The sequence below is a fragment of the Streptomyces sp. YKOK-I1 genome, from assembly GCF_054660435.1.
Map to the genome: position 1 here is coordinate 3,653,499 of NZ_BAAGDR010000001.1, position 17,491 is coordinate 3,670,989.

The following is a 17,491-nucleotide window of genomic DNA, read 5'->3' on the forward strand; positions in this document are numbered from 1 at the left end:
GGTCGTCCCCCAGTCCCCTGGGTGTCCGCCCTGGCACTCTTCGCTTCCGAGTGCCAGACGTTCCCCGGCCAGTGTACGGCTGTGGGGTACACCGGGGGCAAGGTCGGCCGACGCCAGGACGGCTTACCGTTAGCGTCCCGGTATGACCATGACTTGGGAAGAGCTGGGGTGGGAGCGGGTCGCGGCCGGGGTCGGGCGGGTGCGGCTGCCGGGCTGGGACTGCACGGCGGGGCTGGTCGTCGGGGCGGGCGCGGTGCTGATGGTGGACGCCGGGTCGGGGCTGGCGGAGGGGGTGCGGCTGCGGACGCAGGCCGAGGAGCTGACCGGCGCGCGTGTGACCCATCTCGCGCTCACCCATCCGCATTTCGATCATGTGTTCGGCGCGGCGGCGTTCGCGGGCGCGGAGGTGTACGGCGCGGTGGGCATGGACACGGTCCCGGCGGAGGAGCTGCGGGCGGACGCGGTGCGGGGCGGTCTGGACGAGGCGACGGCGACGGAGGCCGCGGACACGCTGGTCGCCCCCCGCCACCGGGTCTCCGGCGAGTGGACCCTCGACCTGGGCGGGAGCCGTCAGGTCCTGCTGGCGAACGTGGGCCCGGCGCACACCGCGCACGACCTCGTGGTCCTGGTCCCCGGCTCCCCGGAGGTCGTCTTCTGCGGCGACCTGGTGGAGGAGTCCGGCGAGCCCCAGGCGGGCCCCGACGCCGTCCCCTCACGCTGGCCGGCGGCCCTGGACCGGCTCCTCGCCCTCGGCGGTGAGGACGCGCTGTACGTGCCGGGTCACGGAGCGGTGGTGGACGCGGCGTTCGTACGGCGGCAGCGGGACGCGCTGGCGGAGCGCTTCGGCGTGTCGAGCTGAGCCGGGTGCGATCGGGCCGGGGCTTCTCCTATCGTCATCCGAATGCGCCCGTACTCGCCGGATCTGACCCCTGGCTGGAAGAAGCCGAAGCCCGTCCCCGAGGTCCCGGCGGAGCCCGGCCTCGTGGTGGAGGAACCCGGCACCGGCTTCTGCGGCGCGGTGATCCGCTGCGAGGCGGGCACGGTGACCCTGGAGGACCGCTTCGGCAAGCACCGGGTGTTCCCCCTGGAGCCGCGGGGCTTCCTCCTGGAGGGCCGCGTGGTGACCCTCGTACGACCGCCCTCCGGCGCCCCGGTACGCCCCGCCCGCACCGCCTCCGGCTCGGTGGCCGTCCCCGGCGCCCGCGCCCGGGTGGCCCGCGCCGGCCGTATCTACGTCGAGGGCCGGCACGACGCCGAACTCGTCGAGAAGGTCTGGGGCGACGACCTGCGCATCGAGGGCGTGGTGGTGGAGTACCTGGAGGGAGTGGACGACCTCCCGGCGATCGTCGAGGACTTCGCCCCCGGCCCGGACGCGAGGCTGGGGGTCCTGGTGGATCACTTGATTCCGGGCACGAAGGAGTGGCGCATCGCGCAGTCCGTCACCAGCGAGCACGCCCTGGTCGTCGGCCACCCGTACATCGACATCTGGGAGGCGGTGAAGCCCTCGTCGCTGGGGATCGCGGGGTGGCCGCGCGTACCGCACGGCCAGGACTGGAAGACGGGCGTGTGCCGGGCGCTGGGCTGGCCGTCCGACAACACGGGGGCGGTGTGGCAGGCGATCCTGGCGCGGGTGACGTCCTACAAGGACCTGGAGCCGGCGCTGCTGGGCAGGGTGGAGGAGCTGATCGACTTCGTCACGGACAGCGGTGGGGCCTGATCAGTCCACCAGGTCCCGCACCACCGCGTCCGCCAGCAGCCGCCCCCGCAGGGTGAGCACGGCACGGCCGGTGTCGTACGGCCCCCGCGCCAGCAGCCCGTCCGTCAGTGCCCGCCGTGCGGCCTTCAGGCCCTCCTCGTGGAGCAGGTCCAGCGGGACGCCCTCGCGCAGCCGCAGTTCCAGCAGGATGCGCTCGACGCGGCGGTCCTCCTCGGAGAGCAGCTCACGCCCCGCCCCCGGGGAGCGCCCGCCCGCGAGGGCCGCCGCGTACGCGCCTGGATGCTTCACGTTCCACCAGCGCACGCCGCCCACATGGGAGTGCGCCCCCGGGCCCGCGCCCCACCAGTCGGCGCCGCGCCAGTACAGCTCGTTGTGCAGGCAGCGGGCCGCCGGAGAGGTGGCCCAGTTGGAGACCTCGTACCAGTCGAAACCGGCGGCGGTCATCACCTCGTCCGCGATCAGATAGCGGTCCGCGTGGACGTCGTCGTCGGTCATCGGCACCTCGCCGCGGCGGATGCGCCGGGCCAGCTGGGTGCCCTCCTCGACGATCAGGGCGTACGCGGAGACATGGTCGGGTCCGGCGCCGAGCGCGGCCTGGAGGGAGGCCCGCCAGTCGTCGTCGGACTCGCCCGGGGTGCCGTAGATCAGGTCGAGGTTGACGTGCTCGAAGCCGGCGGCGCGCGCCTCCGCGACGCACGCCTCGGGGCGGCCGGGGGTGTGGGTCCGGTCCAGCACGCGCAACACGTGCTGCTTCGCGCTCTGCATGCCGAAGGAGATCCGGTTGAAGCCGCCCGCGCGGAGCGTGGCGAGATAGGACGGGTCGACGGACTCCGGGTTCGCCTCCGTCGTCACCTCCGCGTCCGCCGCCAGGCCGAACTCGTCGCGGATCGCGCCCAGCATCCGTACGAGGTCGTCCGCGGCCAGCAGGGTGGGCGTACCGCCGCCCACGAAGACCGTGCGGACCTCGCGCGGGTCGTCGCCGAGGACCTTGCGGGCCAGCCGGACCTCGTCGACCAGGGTGTCGGCGTAGTTGTCCCGGGAGGCGAGGACGCCGCCGGTGCCGCGCAGCTCGGTGGCGGTGTAGGTGTTGAAGTCGCAGTACCCGCAGCGGGTCGCGCAGTAGGGGACGTGCAGATAGAACCCGAGGGGGCGGTCGGCGGCGCCGGTGAGCGCGTGCGCCGGGAGCGCGCCGTCGTCGGGGACGGGCTCACCGTCGGGAAGTGCGGAAGGCATGCCCTCCATTGTCCCGTACGACCGTCCCGTCCGACGACGGTCACTCCGCCTGCAGCACCAGCAGCGCCAGATCGTCCTCCGGCGGATGCTCGCCGAACTCGTGGACGAGCCGGCGGATCCGCTCGGCGATGGGCTCGGCGCCCAGGCCCACGCATCCGGCGAGCGCGACGGCCAGCCCGTCGCCGTCGTCGAACTGGCGGATGCCCGAGCGCCGCTCGGTGACCCCGTCGGTGACGCACAGCAGGCTGTCGCCGTGCCGCAGCTCCAGCACGTCGCTGGTGTACGTCACGTCCTCGATGACCCCGAGGAGGGTCTGGGGCCGCGCGGCCGTGGCGACGGAGCCGTCCGGGCCGAGCAGCAGCGGCAGCGGGTGCCCGGCGGAGGCCAGGGTGCAGCGGACACCGCCCTCGAAGGGGGCCAGCTCGCCGTAGAGGAGGGACAGGAAGCGGGTCTGGGGGCCGTCGCCGGGGCCGGTGGGGCCCACGAAGGCACGGGCGGCGGCGTCGGCGGCCTCGGTGGCGTCGTCGAGGAGGAGCTGGTTGAGCCGGTCCAGGACGTCGGGGACGCCGTACCCCTCGCGGGCCAGCAGCCGCAGCCAGGGGCGGGCGAGGCCGATGACGACGGCCGCCTCCGGGCCCTTGCCCTGGACGTCGCCGATGGCGAAGCACCAGCGGCCGTCGCCCGCCGGGAACAGGTCGTAGAAGTCGCCGCTCGGGCCGCCCTGCTCGCGCGGCTCGTGGACGAGGGCGCTGCGCACCCCGGGGATCTCGGCGACGGCGCCGGGCAGCAGACCACGCTGGAGGACGGCGCTGATGGTGGCCTGGCGGGCGTACTGGCGGGCCGCGCCGATCGCCAGCGCCACCCGGCGGCCCAGGTCCTCGACGAGCCCGGTGACCTCGTCGGCGAAGGCGCCGGGCCCGGCCCGCCCGATGACCAGGGTGCCGAGCGGGCGGCCGCCGGCGATGAGCCGGTAGGCGAGGGCGGCGCCGCGTGGGCCGAGCGCCGCGCCGGGCCAGGGAAAGGGCTCGGGCCCCGAGCGGGGCGGTTCCGCGGGGCGCGGCGGATCCTTCTCCAAGGCCCGGCGCAGCTCCTCGATCCGGCCCTCGTCGCCGTGCCAGACGCGGGCCAGCCGCGGCCCGGGCCCGCCGGCCCACTCGCCCCAGCCGCCGCCGTGTCCGCTGACCTCGTCCTCCAGCCAGACCGCGCACCAGTCGGCGAGCCGGGGCACCAGCAGCTGGCTGGTGAGCGCGGCGACGAGATCCTCGTCGAGCTGCCCGGCGAGCAGGTCGGAGGCCTCGGCGAGGAACGACAGGGCACCCCGGTTGAGCCAGTCCCCGCCCCGGCAGGAGGGCCGTGGTTCGGGGGCGAGGGCTTCGAGGAGGGGGTCGAGGGGCGCGACGGGCGAGGCGCCGTACGTCCCGTCGGTCTCGTACGGCTCGGGGGCCTGGGGCAGCAGCCGCGCCCACACCGTCTTCGCGCCCCTGCGGTACGTCACTCCCCAGGCGTCGGCGAGCGCGGCGACCAGGCGCAGGCCGCGGCCGTACTCCGGGGTCTCGTGCGGGCTCTCGGGCGGGTGGTCGCGCGGGGCGCGGGAGGGGTGGTGGTCGCCGACCTCGACGACGACCGCGTGTCCCTGCTCCGGATCGTCCTCCAGCCGGCACAGCAGCTCCACGTCGGTGCCGGCGTGCACGACGGCGTTGGTGACGAGCTCGCTGACGACGAGGGTCACGTCCTCGGCGAGGCGTTCGGGAAGGTCCCCCCACTCCGTGAACGCGGCCCGCACCACATCGCGTGCGAGGCCGGGGGCGTGGGGGCTGCCGGCCAGGGTGGCGCGGGCGACCGGGGGCGCGTGCGGGGTCGCGGGCGACGGCGCACCGATGCCGGGGGAGACGGTCTCCCGCTGGGTCGGAATGGCCCCCATGCGCAGCTCCCCGGGCAGTTCGGATGCCCTCAGGGTGACAGACGGATCCCAGCCAGATGCGGTGAGTGACCGAAGGGGATCGAGTGGGGAGGGGTTACTGCTTCAGTTGTGTACGTACGTGCCCGATGAGGGGCGAACGAGGGTCACTTTTCGAGCGAGCCGGCCGCAGTACCGGAAAGGGGCGCGGGGAACTGCGCGAGCAACCACAACGCTCCCGCAGCCTCCCACGCGCCCCAAGCCGCCCCTACGCCTCCCGCGTACCGGCGTACATCTCCTCGATGAGGTGCTTGTACTCCCGCTCCACCACCGGCCGCTTCAGCTTCAGACTCGGCGTGATCTCGCCGTGCTCCACATCGAGATCCCGCGGCAGCAGCCGGAACTTCTTGATCGTCTGCCATTTCTGGAGCCCGGCGTTGACCTCGGCGACATGCCCCTCGATGAGCGCGACCGTCTCGGGCGCGGCGACGACCTCGGCGTACGACTTGCCCGCGAGCCCGTTCTCCTTGGCCCAGCCGAGGATGGACACCTCGTCCAGCGCGATCAGCGCGGTGCAGAAGTTCCGGTCGGCGCCGTGCACGAGGATGTTGGAGACGTACGGGCACACCGACTTGAACTGGCCCTCGACCTCGGTGGGCGCGATGTACTTGCCGCCGGAGGTCTTGAAGAGGTCCTTCTTGCGGTCGGTGATGCGCAGATAGCCGTCGGGCGACAGCTCGCCGATGTCACCGGTGTGGAACCAGCCGTCGGCCTCCAGCACCTCGGCGGTCTTGTCGGGCAGCCCGTGGTAGCCCTCCATGATGCCGGGGCCGCGCAGCAGGATCTCGCCGTCCTCCGCGATGCGGACCTCCGTGCCGGGGAACGGCTTGCCGACCGTGCCGGTGCGGTAGGCCTCGCCGGGGTTGACGAAGGAGGCCGCCGAGGACTCGGTGAGGCCGTAGCCCTCCAGGATGTGGATGCCGGCGCCGGAGAAGAAGAAGCCGATCTCCGGGGCGAGGGCGACGGAGCCGGAGACACAGGCGCGCAGCCGGCCGCCGAACGCCTCACGGATCTTGGCGTACACCAGCGCGTCGGCGGCCTTGTGCTTGACGGCGAGGCCGAAGGGGGCGCTCGCGGTGCCGGTGCGGCGGAAGTTGTCCTGGGTGACCTTGGCGTACTCGCGGGCGACCTCGGAGGCCCAGCGGAAGATCTTGTACTTGGCGGGGCCGCCGGCGCGGGCCTTGTTGGCGATGCCGTTGTAGACCTTCTCGAAGATCCGCGGCACGGCCGCCATGTACGTCGGCTGCACCACCGGAAGGTTCTCGATGATCTTGTCGACGCGACCGTCCACGGCGGTGACGTGCCCGACCTCGATCTGGCCGGAGGTGAGCACCTTGCCGAACACGTGCGCGAGCGGCAGCCACAGGTACTGCACGTCCTCGGCGCTGATCAGCCCGGTCGCGGCGATCGCCTTGGCCATGTACGACCAGTTGTCGTGCGGCAGGCGGACGCCCTTGGGGCGGCCGGTGGTGCCGGAGGTGTAGATGAGGGTGGCGAGCTGGTCCCTGGTGATCGCGGCGACCCGCTCCTTGATCAGCCCGGGCTCCTTCTCCAGCCGGGCGGCGCCGCGCTTCTCCAGCTCGTCGAGGGTGAGGATCCAGTCCTCCCCCGTGTCGACGCCGGCCGGGTCGAGGACCACCACATGGGTGAGGGCGGGCAGCTCGGCGCGCTTCTCGACGGCCTTGGCGACCTGCGCCGCGTCCTCGGCGATCAGCACCCGGCTCTCGGAGTCGGCGAGGATGTACGCCGATTCGTCGGCGTTGGTCTGCGGATAGACGGTGGTCGTCGCGGCGCCGGCGCACATGATGCCGAGGTCGGCGAGGATCCACTCGATCCGGGTGGCCGAGGCGAGCGCGACGCGCTGCTCGGGCTGCACCCCCAGCTCGATGAGCCCGGCCGCGATCGCGTACACCCGCTCGGCGGCCTGCGCCCAGCTCAGCGACTTCCAGTCGTCGGGGCCCGCACCGGACGCGGCGGGCACCGGGTACCGGTACGCCTCGCCGTCGGGCGTGGCGGCCACGCGCTCCAGGAAGAGGCCCGCCACGGACGGCGGACGGTTCTCGATCAGGGTCTGTGTGTCGCTCACGACATCCTCCGGGGCCCGCGACGGCGCGGCTGGCTCTTGCGGCTGTTGTTTAACTCGCGAGTAACTATCGAGCAGGGATCAGGTTAAAGGGCGACCGCCCGGCACGTAAGGGGCCACGTACTGTCACTTTCTCCAGACAACGAACAACGGGCCCGCCGCGCGGCAGCACGGCGGGCCCGTTGGGCAGGCGTCGGAGGGGCTACTTCTTGCCCTTGGCGGCGCCCGCGCCGTCGTCGCTGCTCAGCACGGCGATGAAGGCTTCCTGCGGAACCTCCACGGAACCCACCATCTTCATCCGCTTCTTGCCTTCCTTCTGCTTCTCCAGCAGCTTGCGCTTCCGGGAGATGTCACCGCCGTAACACTTGGCGAGGACGTCCTTGCGGATGGCGCGGATGGTCTCGCGGGCGATGACCCGGGAGCCGATGGCGGCCTGGATCGGCACCTCGAAGGCCTGCCGCGGGATCAGCTCGCGCAGCTTGGCGACCAGCCGCACCCCATAGGCGTACGCGGCGTCCTTGTGGGTGATCGCCGAGAAGGCGTCCACCTTGTCGCCGTGCAGCAGGATGTCGACCTTGACCAGGCTGGAGGTCTGCTCGCCGGTGGGCTCGTAGTCCAGCGAGGCGTAGCCGCGCGTCTTGGACTTCAGCTGGTCGAAGAAGTCGAAGACGATCTCGGCGAGCGGCAGGGTGTAGCGGATCTCCACCCGGTCCTCGGAGAGATAGTCCATGCCGAGCAGGGTGCCGCGCCGGGTCTGGCACAGCTCCATGATCGAGCCGATGAACTCGGTCGGCGCCAGGATGGTGGCGCGCACGACCGGCTCGTACACCTCGCTGATCTTCCCCTCGGGGAACTCGCTCGGGTTGGTGACGACGTGCTCGGAGCGGTCCTCCATGACCACGCGGTAGACCACGTTCGGCGCGGTGGCGATGAGGTCGAGGCCGAACTCGCGCTCCAGTCGCTCACGGATCACGTCGAGGTGGAGCAGGCCGAGGAAGCCGACGCGGAAGCCGAAGCCGAGCGCGGCGGAGGTCTCCGGCTCGTAGACCAGGGCGGCGTCGTTGAGCTGGAGCTTGTCCAGGGCCTCGCGCAGCTCCGGGTAGTCGGAGCCGTCCAGCGGGTACAGGCCGGAGAAGACCATCGGCTTGGGGTCCTTGTACCCGCCGAGGGCCTCGGTGGCGCCCTTGGCCTGGCTGGTGACGGTGTCACCGACCTTGGACTGGCGGACGTCCTTCACACCGGTGATCAGATAGCCCACCTCGCCCACGCCGAGGCCGTCGGCCGCGAGCATCTCGGGCGAGTTGGTGCCGATCTCCAGCAGCTCGTGGGTCGCGCCGGTCGACATCATCCTGATGCGCTCGCGCTTGTTGAGCTGGCCGTCGATGACCCGGACGTACGTCACGACACCCCGGTAGGAGTCGTAGACCGAGTCGAAGATCATCGCGCGGGCCGGGGCGTCCTTGACGCCGACGGGGGCCGGGATGTCCCGCACGGCCCGGTCGAGCAGCGCGTCCACGCCGACACCGGTCTTCGCGGAGACCCGGAGCACGTCGTCGGGGTCGCAGCCGACCAGGTTGGCGAGCTCCTCGGCGAACTTCTCCGGCTGGGCCGCGGGAAGGTCGATCTTGTTGAGCACCGGGATGATCGTGAGGTCGTTCTCCATCGCCAGGTAGAGGTTGGCGAGGGTCTGGGCCTCGATGCCCTGGGCGGCGTCGACGAGGAGGATGGTCCCCTCACAGGCAGCGAGCGACCGCGAGACCTCGTAGGTGAAGTCGACGTGCCCGGGGGTGTCGATCATGTTGAGGATGTGCGTGTTGCTCTTGTCGTGGGTGGGAGCCCACGGCAGCCGCACCGCCTGGGACTTGATCGTGATGCCGCGCTCGCGCTCGATGTCCATCCGGTCGAGGTACTGAGCACGCATCTGCCGCTGCTCGACCACACCGGTCAGCTGGAGCATCCGGTCGGCGAGCGTGGACTTGCCGTGGTCGATGTGCGCGATGATGCAGAAGTTGCGGATCAGAGCCGGGTCGGTACGGCTCGGCTCGGGCACATTGTTAGGGGTCGCGGGCACGCAGGGTCCTGTCTCTTGAGGCGCCTTATGCCTCGGGTCGGATCGATACGTAGGCTCCATGGTCCCACGGGCGGCGACCGGGGGCCGGTTTGGGCCGATCGCGGGCCCGCTGGTAGTGTGGGCAGCTGTGTCTCATGCCCTCTCAGCGCGAGGCACCAAGGAATCCAGGAATTAGAAGAGGCTTATTTCGTGGCGAACATCAAGTCCCAGATCAAGCGGATCAAGACCAACGAGAAGGCTCGGCTGCGCAACAAGGCGGTCAAGTCCTCCCTGAAGACCGCGGTCCGCAAGGCCCGTGAGGCCGCTGCCGCGGGTGACCTCGAGAAGGCCACCGAGCTCCAGCGCGCTGCCGCGCGCCAGCTCGACAAGGCCGTCTCGAAGGGTGTCATCCACAAGAACCAGGCCGCCAACAAGAAGTCGGCGCTTGCTTCCAAGGTCGCGGCCCTCAAGGGCTGAACCCCTTCGTTGATCTGATCGCCGGAAGGACCCAGAGCGGGCCCTCTCTCATCCGCTCCCGACCGGCACCCGGAGCCTGTACGCGGCCTGCGTTCGCCACGCGGGTACGGGCTCGACAGTCGTGAACCGAAGGCCCCGGCCTCCACCCTTCCCCAGGGCGGAGGCCGGGGCCTTCGGCATGCCGGGCCTGCGGTGTGCCGCCCGGCCTTCGACGGGGCCGGTCACATCCAGAACTGGTTCACGTTCTCCATGTCCGCGACACACTCGTCGAGGTCGGTGATCTTGTCTCCCATGATCCGGAAGACGATGCCGCCCATCTCGTCGATGTGCTTGCCGGCCCGGTCGGCCGTGAAGTGGTGCACGGACATGACATGCCCGCGGCCGTCCACGAACAGGTTGCGCAGCTCGACGCGGAACGACCCGCCGGTCTCCGAGTAGAGCCGGCCGTAGTAGTCGTTGAGGACCGAGTCGATGCCCTTGTAGTCCCCGGAGAGCGGGTGGGAGCCGGGGACGTGGTGCGTACAGTCCCCGGTCATCATTCCGCGCAGGGTGTCCATGTCTCCGCGCTGGAAGGCTTCGTAGCCCTCGCGGACGATTTTCGCGTGTGCGTGTTCAGCCACGGCGATCGCCACCTCTCCTTGTCAGGCGATAGGGGCCGATAGGGGCCGATACACACGATTCTCCTCTGGCGAGTCCCTACCGTCCTCTGGAGCGGGCGGCCCGCGCGATGGCGACGACCGCCTTCTCCAGCGCATACTCCGGGTCGTCCCCGCCGCCCTTCACCCCGGCGTCCGCCTCGGCCACCGCCCGCAGCGCCACGGCCACCCCGTCCGGGGTCCAGCCCCTCATCTGCTGGCGCACGCGGTCGATCTTCCACGGCGGCATGCCGAGCTCCCGCGCGAGATCGGCGGGACGGCCGCCGCGCGCCGAGGACAGCTTGCCGATGGCCCGCACGCCCTGCGCCAGCGCGCTGGTGATCATCACGGGCGCGACGCCGGTGGCCAGCGACCAGCGCAGCGCCTCCAGGGCCTCCGCGGCCCGACCCTCCACCGCCCGGTCGGCGACGGTGAAGCTCGACGCCTCGGCCCGCCCCGTGTAGTACCGCCCCACGACGGCTTCGTCGATCGTCCCCTCGACGTCGGCGACCAACTGCGTCACCGCCGAGGCCAGCTCCCGCAGATCACTGCCGATGGCGTCGACGAGCGCCTGGCACGCCTCGGGCGTCGCGGACCGTCCGGTGGCGCGGAACTCCTGCCGCACGAAGGCCAGCCGGTCGGCCGGCTTGGTCATCTTCGGACAGGCGATCTCCCGCGCCCCGGCCTTGCGGGCGGCGTCCAGCAGCGCCTTGCCCTTGACTCCGCCGGCGTGCAGCAGCACCAGCGTGATCTCCTCGGCGGGCGCCGAGAGATAGGCCTTCACGTCCTTGACGGTGTCGGCCGACAGATCCTGCGCGTTGCGTACGACCACGACCTTGCGCTCCGCGAAGAGCGAGGGGCTGGTCAGCTCGGCGAGGGTGCCGGGCTGCAACTGGTCGGGGGTCAGGTCCCGGACGTCCGTGTCGGCGTCGGAGGCGCGGGCGGCGGCCACCACCTCCTGCACGGCACGGTCGAGCAGAAGGTCCTCCTGGCCGACGGCGAGCGTCACCGGGGCGAGGACATCGTCATTCGCAGCGTTCCTGGCCATCGGGTACAGGATCGCATGGCGCACTGACAGTGCCGGGCCGTCGTGCGGGTGCGGGTGCGGTTGCGGGTGCGTAGGGGCTGGTCGCGCCCAAGCGGCGGAGCCGCATATCGATACAGCCCCGCGCCCCTGGGGGCGTGACGTAGCCTGCGCTTCCTGGCGAACCCCGCCCGCACAGGCCTACGGCTCCTCCCGCCAGCCCTCCCACTCGCCCGCGAACTCGTCCAGCTCCGCGGCCTCGAACCGGCCCTCCTCGTCGCGGAGCACGACCAGCCACTGCGCGTCCTCGGCGTCGTCCTCCCCCGCCAGCGCGTCCCGGACGAGCAACGGCTCCTCGCGCACCCCGAACCGCTCCACGAGGGCCTGAGCCACCTCCTCCGCCGCATCGCGGTCGGGCAGCACCAGCACATGTCTCACATCGCTCACGGAGCCATTTTCCGGCACCCGCGGCATGCCCCCGCCCGCGCCTCAGCCCTTCGGCACGATCTGCACGTCCAGCTCGACCCGGATGCTGGGCCCGACCACCGCGATCCCGCGCGCCAGCATCGTCTGCCAGCTCACGGTGAAGTCGTCCCGGTGCAGTTCGGTCCACGCCCGGCAGGCCGCCCGCGTCTCGCCGCCCATCCCGTTGCCGAGCCCGAGGTACTCCGTGTCCAGGGTCACCGTCCGGGTCACGCCGTGCAGCGACAGCGCCCCCGTCACGGCCCACCGGCTCCCGCCCTTGTGCGTGAACCGTTCGCCGTAGAACTCCAGCGTCGGATACCGCTCCACGTCCAGGAAGTCCGCCGACCGCAGATGCTCGTCCCGCATCCGGACGTTGGTGTCGATCGACCCCGCGTCGATGACGACGTGCATCGCCGACTGCTCCATCCGCTCCGCGATCCGCACCACCCCCGCGAAGGAGTTGAACCGTCCATGGATCCGGGCGAGCCCGATGTGCCGCGCGGTGAACCCGATCGAGGAATGCGTCGGCTCGATGTCCCAGTCCCCCGGCGCCGGCAGCTCCGGCGGCCGCGCCAGCTGAAGGGTCACATCGCCGAGCGAGGCCAGGGCGTTCTCCCCGACCGTCGCGGTCGCCCGGTACGGGGTGAACCCCTCGGCGGACACCGCGAGCCGGTACTCACCGGCCGGCACCGTCGTCACGAACGTCCCGAACGGATCCGTCCCGCCGCTGACGACCTTGCGCCCCATGGCGTCGCTCACCGCGAACTCCGCGCCCCGCACCGGCTCGTTGACCGGATCCAGCACCCGGCAGCTCAGCACCCCGGCGTTCTCCGGGGTCGGGACCGCCGCGAGGGGACTCGTCCGTTGCACCCGGTTCGTGCGATTTCCCATCCAGCGGCCGAACATCAACGCCACCCCTGCGCGACTTGACTCCACACCTTGCCGAAGACCCATTCGATCACCGATGCGGCTTTCGAGGCAACACGATCCCAATTACGCCCGCGGGCCCACTTCCGCCACCCTCACCTCCGGCACCTGCTCCAGCACGATCCCGAACCGCTCCCGGTACGCCCCGAGCACCTCCTCGTCCGTCGCCAACTCCGTCTCCTCGCTCTCCCCTTCGGGCCCGGTCGCCTTCAACCGCCGCCCGCTGAGCGTGATCCGCCCCCCGTCCTCCGTCACCCGCGAACAGACCAGCGACCGCGTGAAGTGCGACTCCGGCGAGGTGCTGTGCCACCAGGCCCCGGCCACGAAGTCCGCGAGCACCCTCGGCCTGGCCTCCAGCCGGTACTGCGGCGAGCCGTCCCGTACGACGTCCAGATCACCCGCCTGCGCCCCGACGATCCGGAACACCCCACCAGGGTCCTTCTGCTCACCCCGGTACGCCCAGCGGAGCGGGTGGTGGCTGTGCGCCCCGAACCCCACGTCGGCCAGCCATGCCCCGCCGTCCAGCGTGCCCACCCGGAGCGCCATGTGGTCGTACGGGATCCCGAGCCGCCCCGGCGCCCCGAACACCCGCGCCGCCAGGAAGGTCACCTCGAACCCGAGCGCCGCCAGCAGCGCCCCGAACGCCCCGTTCAGCTCGTAACAGAACCCTCCCCTGCGCTCCTCCACCACCTTCTCGACCAGCCGCCTCTCCTCCAGCACGATCCGCTCACCGAGCTGGACCGAGAGGTTCTCGAAGGGCACGGTCCGCAGATGCCTCAGATGGAGGTCGCTCAGGGCGGCGGCCGTGGGACGGGGCGGGCGCGCGACCCCGAGGCGGCGCAGATAGGCGTGGACGAGGCGGTCGTCCAGGCGGACGTCCGGACGGGCGTCCGGACGGGCGTCCGGGCCGTCGTCCACATGAGCGCCCAAAGGGGCGTCCGAGCGGGCGTCCAAGGGCGCGTCTGAGCGGGCATCCGGGCTCGCGTCCGGGCTCGCGTCCTGGTGTGTGGGATCCATGGCCTCAGTCTCGCGCCACCCGCAGCGCCCCGGCCATGCCGGCGACCGCCAGCGCCCCGTCCCGGTCCGTCCGCAGCACCATGGCTCCTCCCGCCTCCAGCGCCGCGACCGTACCGGGGGCCGGATGTCCGTACGGGTTCCCCGCCCCCGCGGAGATCAGCGCCAGCCTCGGCGCCACCGCCCGTATGAGGTCAGGATCCTGGTAGGCCGAGCCGTGATGGGCCACCTTGAGCACATCCACCCGTCGCAGCGACCCGCCCGCCGGTGACCGCAACAGCGCCCGCTGGGCCGGTGGTTCGAGATCGCCGAGCAGCAGCATCCGCAGCCCGCCCGACCGCACGAGCAGGGTCACGCTCGCGTCGTTCGGCCCGTCCGGCTCCCGCGCCGGAGGCGGGGGCGGCCACAGCACCTCCCAGTCGAGCGGCCCGGCCCGCCGCCGCTCCCCCGCCACGGCCCGCAGCACCGGCACGTGCCGTGCCCGCGCCTCGTTCCGGACGAACTCCACCTGGTCCGGGGGCTCCTCGAACCCCGTCGTCCCGATCGCGCCCACCTCCCGTCCCCGCAGCACCCCGGGCAGTCCGGCCACGTGATCGGCGTGGAAGTGGGTGAGCACCACGAGCGGCACCCTGGTGATGCCGAGCGTGCGCAGACACCGGTCGACGGGCTCCGGGTCCGGCCCGGCGTCCACCACCACTCCCGTGCCCTCGCCCGCCGCCAGGACCGTCGCGTCGCCCTGTCCCACGTCGCACATCGCCAGCCGCCAGCCCGGCGGCGGCCAGCCCGTGAGCACCCGGGTGAGCGGCGGCGGCCGCACCACGGCCAGCAGGAAGACCATCCCGCAGACCGCGCACAGCCACGGCCGGCCCGGCAGCCGGCTGCCGAGCAGCAGCACCGCCGCCGTGACGAGGGCGAGCAGCAGCGCCCCGGCCCAGCTGCCGGGCCAGTCCACTCCCCCGCCGGGCAGCGCCGCCCCGGCCCGCGCGATCCACGCGATCCAGCCGGCCGGCCAACTCGCGCACCGGGCCAGCGCCTCGGCCACCGGCATCGCCACCGGTGCCGTCGCCAGCGCGGCGAAGCCCAGGACGGTCGCGGGCGCCACCGCGAACTCCACGAGCAGGTTGCACGGCACCGCCACCAGGCTGACCCGCGCCGACAGCACGGCGACGACCGGTGCGCACAGGGCCTGCGCCGCCCCCGCCGCCGCCAGCGCCTCGGCGAGCCGCGGCGGCACCCCGTGCCCGCGCAACGCGGCACTCCAGCGCGGCGCCAGCGTCAGCAGCGCGCCCGTGGCGAGCACCGACAGCAGGAAGCCGTAACTCCGGGCCAGCCACGGGTCGTAGAGCACCAGCAGCAGGACCGCCGTCGCCAGCGCCGGGACGAGGGATCTGCGGCGACCGGTGACGAGGGCGAGCAGCATGACCGCTCCGCAGGCCGCGGCCCGCAGCACACTCGGATCGGGCCGGCACACCACGACGAAGGCGAGGGTGAGCGCTCCGCCGAGCAGCGCGGTGGCCCGCAGGGGGATGCCGAGACGGGGCGCCAGGCCGCGGCGTTCGACCCGCTGGGCCAGTCCGGGCGGGCCCAGGAGCAGGGCGAGGACGATCGTGAGGTTGCTGCCGGACACGGCGAGCGTATGGGCGAGGTCGGTCTCCTTGAAGGCCTCGTCCAGTTCGGGCGTGATCCGCGAGGTGTCCCCGACGACCAGCCCGGGCAGCAGTGCCCGGGCGTCCGCCGGCAGTCCGTCGGTGGCCTCGCGCAGGCCCGCCCGCAGTCGGCCGGCCGTCCGCTGGACCGCCGACGGCTCCCGCACGACCTGCGGCATGCGAGGGCTTCGCACCCGCAGCACCGCCGCGATCCGGTCCCCTCCTGTCAGCGGCGGAGCCAGTCGCCCCCTGACGCGCACCCGCGTGGACGGGAGCAGTCGCAGCCACGGGGACTTCCCGGCCGCCGCCCGCCCGGCCGCCCGGACGTCCACCAGCACCAGCACCGGTGTCCGTGTCGCGACCACCTCCCCTTCCGACCCCTCGACCCTGCGGACCTCCGCGTCGATCAGCACGGAGTCCGGGATCGCGTGGTCCCCGCTGACCCGGGGCCGGGTGAGCCGTGGATCGGAGGTCAGCTCGACCTCGGCGGTCACCATCGGGTACCGCCCCGCCAGCCCCGGCACCGGCCCCCGCCGCAGATCGGCCCCGTGCAGCGCGGCCGAGGCCGCCGCCGCGGCGACGCAGAGCAGCGCGGCGGCCACGGTGAACCGCGCCCGGCCGCCGCCCGGGCCCCGCGCGGCCAGCAGCGCGACCGCCCCGGCCAGACAGCAGAGCACCAGGCCCACCACGATTCCCGGCGGCGCGTCCAGGGTGAGCGCCGCCGTGGCCCAGGCCGCCGACGCGGGCGGCACCAGCCGCAGATCGATCGGACCTTCCTGCCGCGGATGCGCGTCACCCAGCCGCTTCCCGGAGGCGACGTGCACACGGCGACGAGGGCGGGTGACGGGGGCTCCTGCGGACTGTGCGCGGTCGAACGGAGCGTGATCGGACGGTGCGTGATCGGACGGTGCCTGATCGGACGGTGCACGGTCGAGCCGCGCGCGGTCGGGCGATGCGCGGTCGGACCGTGCCTGGTCGGGCGATGCGCTGTCGAACCGCGCATGGTCGGGCCGTGCCTGGTCGGGCGATGCGCTGTCGAACCGCGCATGGTCGGGCCGTGCCTGGTCGGGCGGTGCGCTGTCAGGCCGTGCGTGATCGGACCGTGCCCGGCCGGGCCATGCGCTGTCGGACCGCGCCTGGTCGAGCCGCGCGTGATCGGGCCGTGCCCGGCCGGGCAATGCGCGGTCGGGCCGTGCCTGGTCGAGCCGCGCGTGGTCGGGCGATGCGCTGTCAGGCCGCGCGTGATCGGACCGCACCTGGTCGGCCGATGCGCGGTCGGGCCACGCGCGGTCGGACGGAGAGGCCTCCGGGTCCTCGCCTGCCCTCATGGCCGGACCAGGTCGCGCAGGTCGGCGTAGCGGCGCTCGCCGATGCCGTCGACCTCGCGCAGTTCGTCGACCGAACGGAAGCCGCCGTGCCGGGTGCGGTGGTCCACGATGTGCTGGGCCAGCACGGGGCCGACGCCCGGGAGGGTGTCGAGTTGCTCGACGGTGGCCGTGTTGAGGGAGACGGGCGCCGAAGGCCCGGCCCCCGCCCCGGGTCCGGCGGGTCCCGGCGCTCCCGCGGCCGCCGGGGGCGCGGGTCCGCCGACGACGACCTGTTCGCCGTCCACCAGGAACCGCGCCCGGTTGAGGCCCTCGGTGCTGGTCCCCGGCCGCACCCCGCCGGCCGCGCTCAGCGCGTCGACGACCCGGGAACCGGCCGGAAGACGATGGATGCCCGGCTCGCGGACCTTCCCGCTGACGTCCACCACGATCTCGGCCCCGGGCGTACCGGCCGGCGGGGACGCCACGGCCGCCGCCTTCTTCTCCTCGAAGGGAGCCGCCGCCCGCACCACCTCCGGGGGCCGCACCGGCTCGGCCCCGCCCGTCCAGAAGTGCTGCACGGCGAAGCCGACGACGACGACCAGCACCGCCGTCAGCGCGAGCGCGCTGCCGCGTTCCATCCCGCAGCGGGTCTGCACCCACACCGGCATCCGCTCCCGCAGAGCCGACCCGAGCCGCTCCCGCCGGCCGCGCGCACGGCCCCCGTCGAGCGACGGCGGCTGCGGCTCGTGGGGCGGTCCTTCCCGGGTCTCATCGACACCGTGCTCCTCATGCCGCTCCCCGTCATCGCCCCGCGCCGCGAACAACACCTCCGCCCGTCGGCGCAGTTCCTCCGCCGAGGCGTGCCGGGTGCGGCCGTCGGAGCCGGGCGGCCGGCCGGGGCCGCTGGTGGCATGGTGGGTGCGTGGGCGTGTGGTCGAGCGTGATCGAAGTGCCAT

The 17,491-nt window shown here is 72.9% G+C and carries 14 protein-coding genes; 3 read left to right on the forward strand and 11 right to left on the reverse strand.

Going from position 1 to position 17,491, the window contains the following annotated elements; genetic code table 11:
• Positions 1-142: 142 nt before the first annotated feature.
• Both ACYQ8Q_RS15870 and ACYQ8Q_RS15875 read left to right on the forward strand, forming a co-directional pair.
• On the forward strand, positions 143-859 hold the full coding sequence (locus ACYQ8Q_RS15870; RefSeq protein WP_460065513.1) for an MBL fold metallo-hydrolase: 717 nt from the start codon (positions 143-145) through the stop codon (positions 857-859).
• 42 nt (positions 860-901) lie between these two features.
• Positions 902-1,717: a DUF3097 domain-containing protein gene (locus ACYQ8Q_RS15875; RefSeq protein WP_460065515.1), complete on the forward strand. Its 816-nt coding sequence runs from the start codon at positions 902-904 to the stop codon at positions 1,715-1,717.
• Here the strand turns inward: ACYQ8Q_RS15875 and hemW are convergent, their stop codons facing one another.
• From hemW to lepA, 4 genes are all read right to left on the reverse strand, one after another.
• Entirely contained in the window at positions 1,718-2,950 is a 1,233-nt protein-coding gene (gene hemW, locus ACYQ8Q_RS15880) for a radical SAM family heme chaperone HemW (protein WP_460065516.1), read from the reverse strand.
• Positions 2,951-2,990: 40 nt separating this feature from the next.
• Positions 2,991-4,871 carry a SpoIIE family protein phosphatase gene (locus ACYQ8Q_RS15885; RefSeq protein ID WP_460065517.1) on the reverse strand — a complete coding sequence of 627 codons (1,881 nt, stop codon included), beginning with the start codon at positions 4,869-4,871 and terminating at the stop codon, positions 2,991-2,993.
• A gap of 244 nt (positions 4,872-5,115) precedes the next feature.
• Positions 5,116-6,993 carry an AMP-dependent synthetase/ligase gene (locus ACYQ8Q_RS15890; protein ID WP_460065518.1) on the reverse strand — a complete coding sequence of 626 codons (1,878 nt, stop codon included), beginning with the start codon at positions 6,991-6,993 and terminating at the stop codon, positions 5,116-5,118.
• 199 nt (positions 6,994-7,192) lie between these two features.
• Entirely contained in the window at positions 7,193-9,061 is a 1,869-nt protein-coding gene (gene lepA / locus ACYQ8Q_RS15895; RefSeq protein ID WP_460065519.1) for a translation elongation factor 4, read from the reverse strand.
• 189 nt (positions 9,062-9,250) lie between these two features.
• On the opposite strand from lepA, the gene rpsT reads away from it, so the two are divergent.
• A complete protein-coding gene (rpsT, locus tag ACYQ8Q_RS15900) occupies positions 9,251-9,517 on the forward strand; it encodes a 30S ribosomal protein S20 (RefSeq protein WP_460065520.1) in 267 nt (88 codons plus the stop codon).
• 221 nt (positions 9,518-9,738) lie between these two features.
• On the opposite strand, the gene ACYQ8Q_RS15905 is transcribed toward rpsT, so the two are convergent.
• The 7 genes from ACYQ8Q_RS15905 to ACYQ8Q_RS15935 all read right to left on the reverse strand — a co-directional run bounded on the left by ACYQ8Q_RS15905 (position 9,739) and on the right by ACYQ8Q_RS15935 (position 17,491).
• Positions 9,739-10,137: a nuclear transport factor 2 family protein gene (locus tag ACYQ8Q_RS15905; RefSeq protein WP_460065522.1), complete on the reverse strand. Its 399-nt coding sequence runs from the start codon at positions 10,135-10,137 to the stop codon at positions 9,739-9,741.
• A 76-nt stretch (positions 10,138-10,213) separates the two neighbouring features.
• The gene (gene holA / locus ACYQ8Q_RS15910; protein WP_460065524.1) at positions 10,214-11,200 is read right to left on the reverse strand and encodes a DNA polymerase III subunit delta; all 987 of its coding nucleotides are present in this window, start codon (positions 11,198-11,200) and stop codon (positions 10,214-10,216) included.
• 177 nt (positions 11,201-11,377) lie between these two features.
• Positions 11,378-11,623, reverse strand: coding sequence for a hypothetical protein (locus ACYQ8Q_RS15915; protein ID WP_460065525.1), 246 nt, complete (start codon positions 11,621-11,623; stop codon positions 11,378-11,380).
• A gap of 42 nt (positions 11,624-11,665) precedes the next feature.
• The gene (locus ACYQ8Q_RS15920) at positions 11,666-12,547 is read right to left on the reverse strand and encodes a YceI family protein (RefSeq protein WP_460065526.1); all 882 of its coding nucleotides are present in this window, start codon (positions 12,545-12,547) and stop codon (positions 11,666-11,668) included.
• Positions 12,548-12,634: 87 nt separating this feature from the next.
• Positions 12,635-13,438 (reverse strand): arylamine N-acetyltransferase family protein, encoded by an 804-nt coding sequence (locus tag ACYQ8Q_RS15925; RefSeq protein ID WP_460073335.1) that lies wholly within the window; start codon positions 13,436-13,438, stop codon positions 12,635-12,637.
• A 151-nt stretch (positions 13,439-13,589) separates the two neighbouring features.
• Positions 13,590-16,052 (reverse strand): ComEC/Rec2 family competence protein, encoded by a 2,463-nt coding sequence (locus tag ACYQ8Q_RS15930; RefSeq protein ID WP_460065527.1) that lies wholly within the window; start codon positions 16,050-16,052, stop codon positions 13,590-13,592.
• 500 nt (positions 16,053-16,552) lie between these two features.
• Positions 16,553-17,491, reverse strand: a complete 939-nt coding sequence (locus ACYQ8Q_RS15935; RefSeq protein ID WP_460065528.1) for a helix-hairpin-helix domain-containing protein — start codon at positions 17,489-17,491, stop codon at positions 16,553-16,555.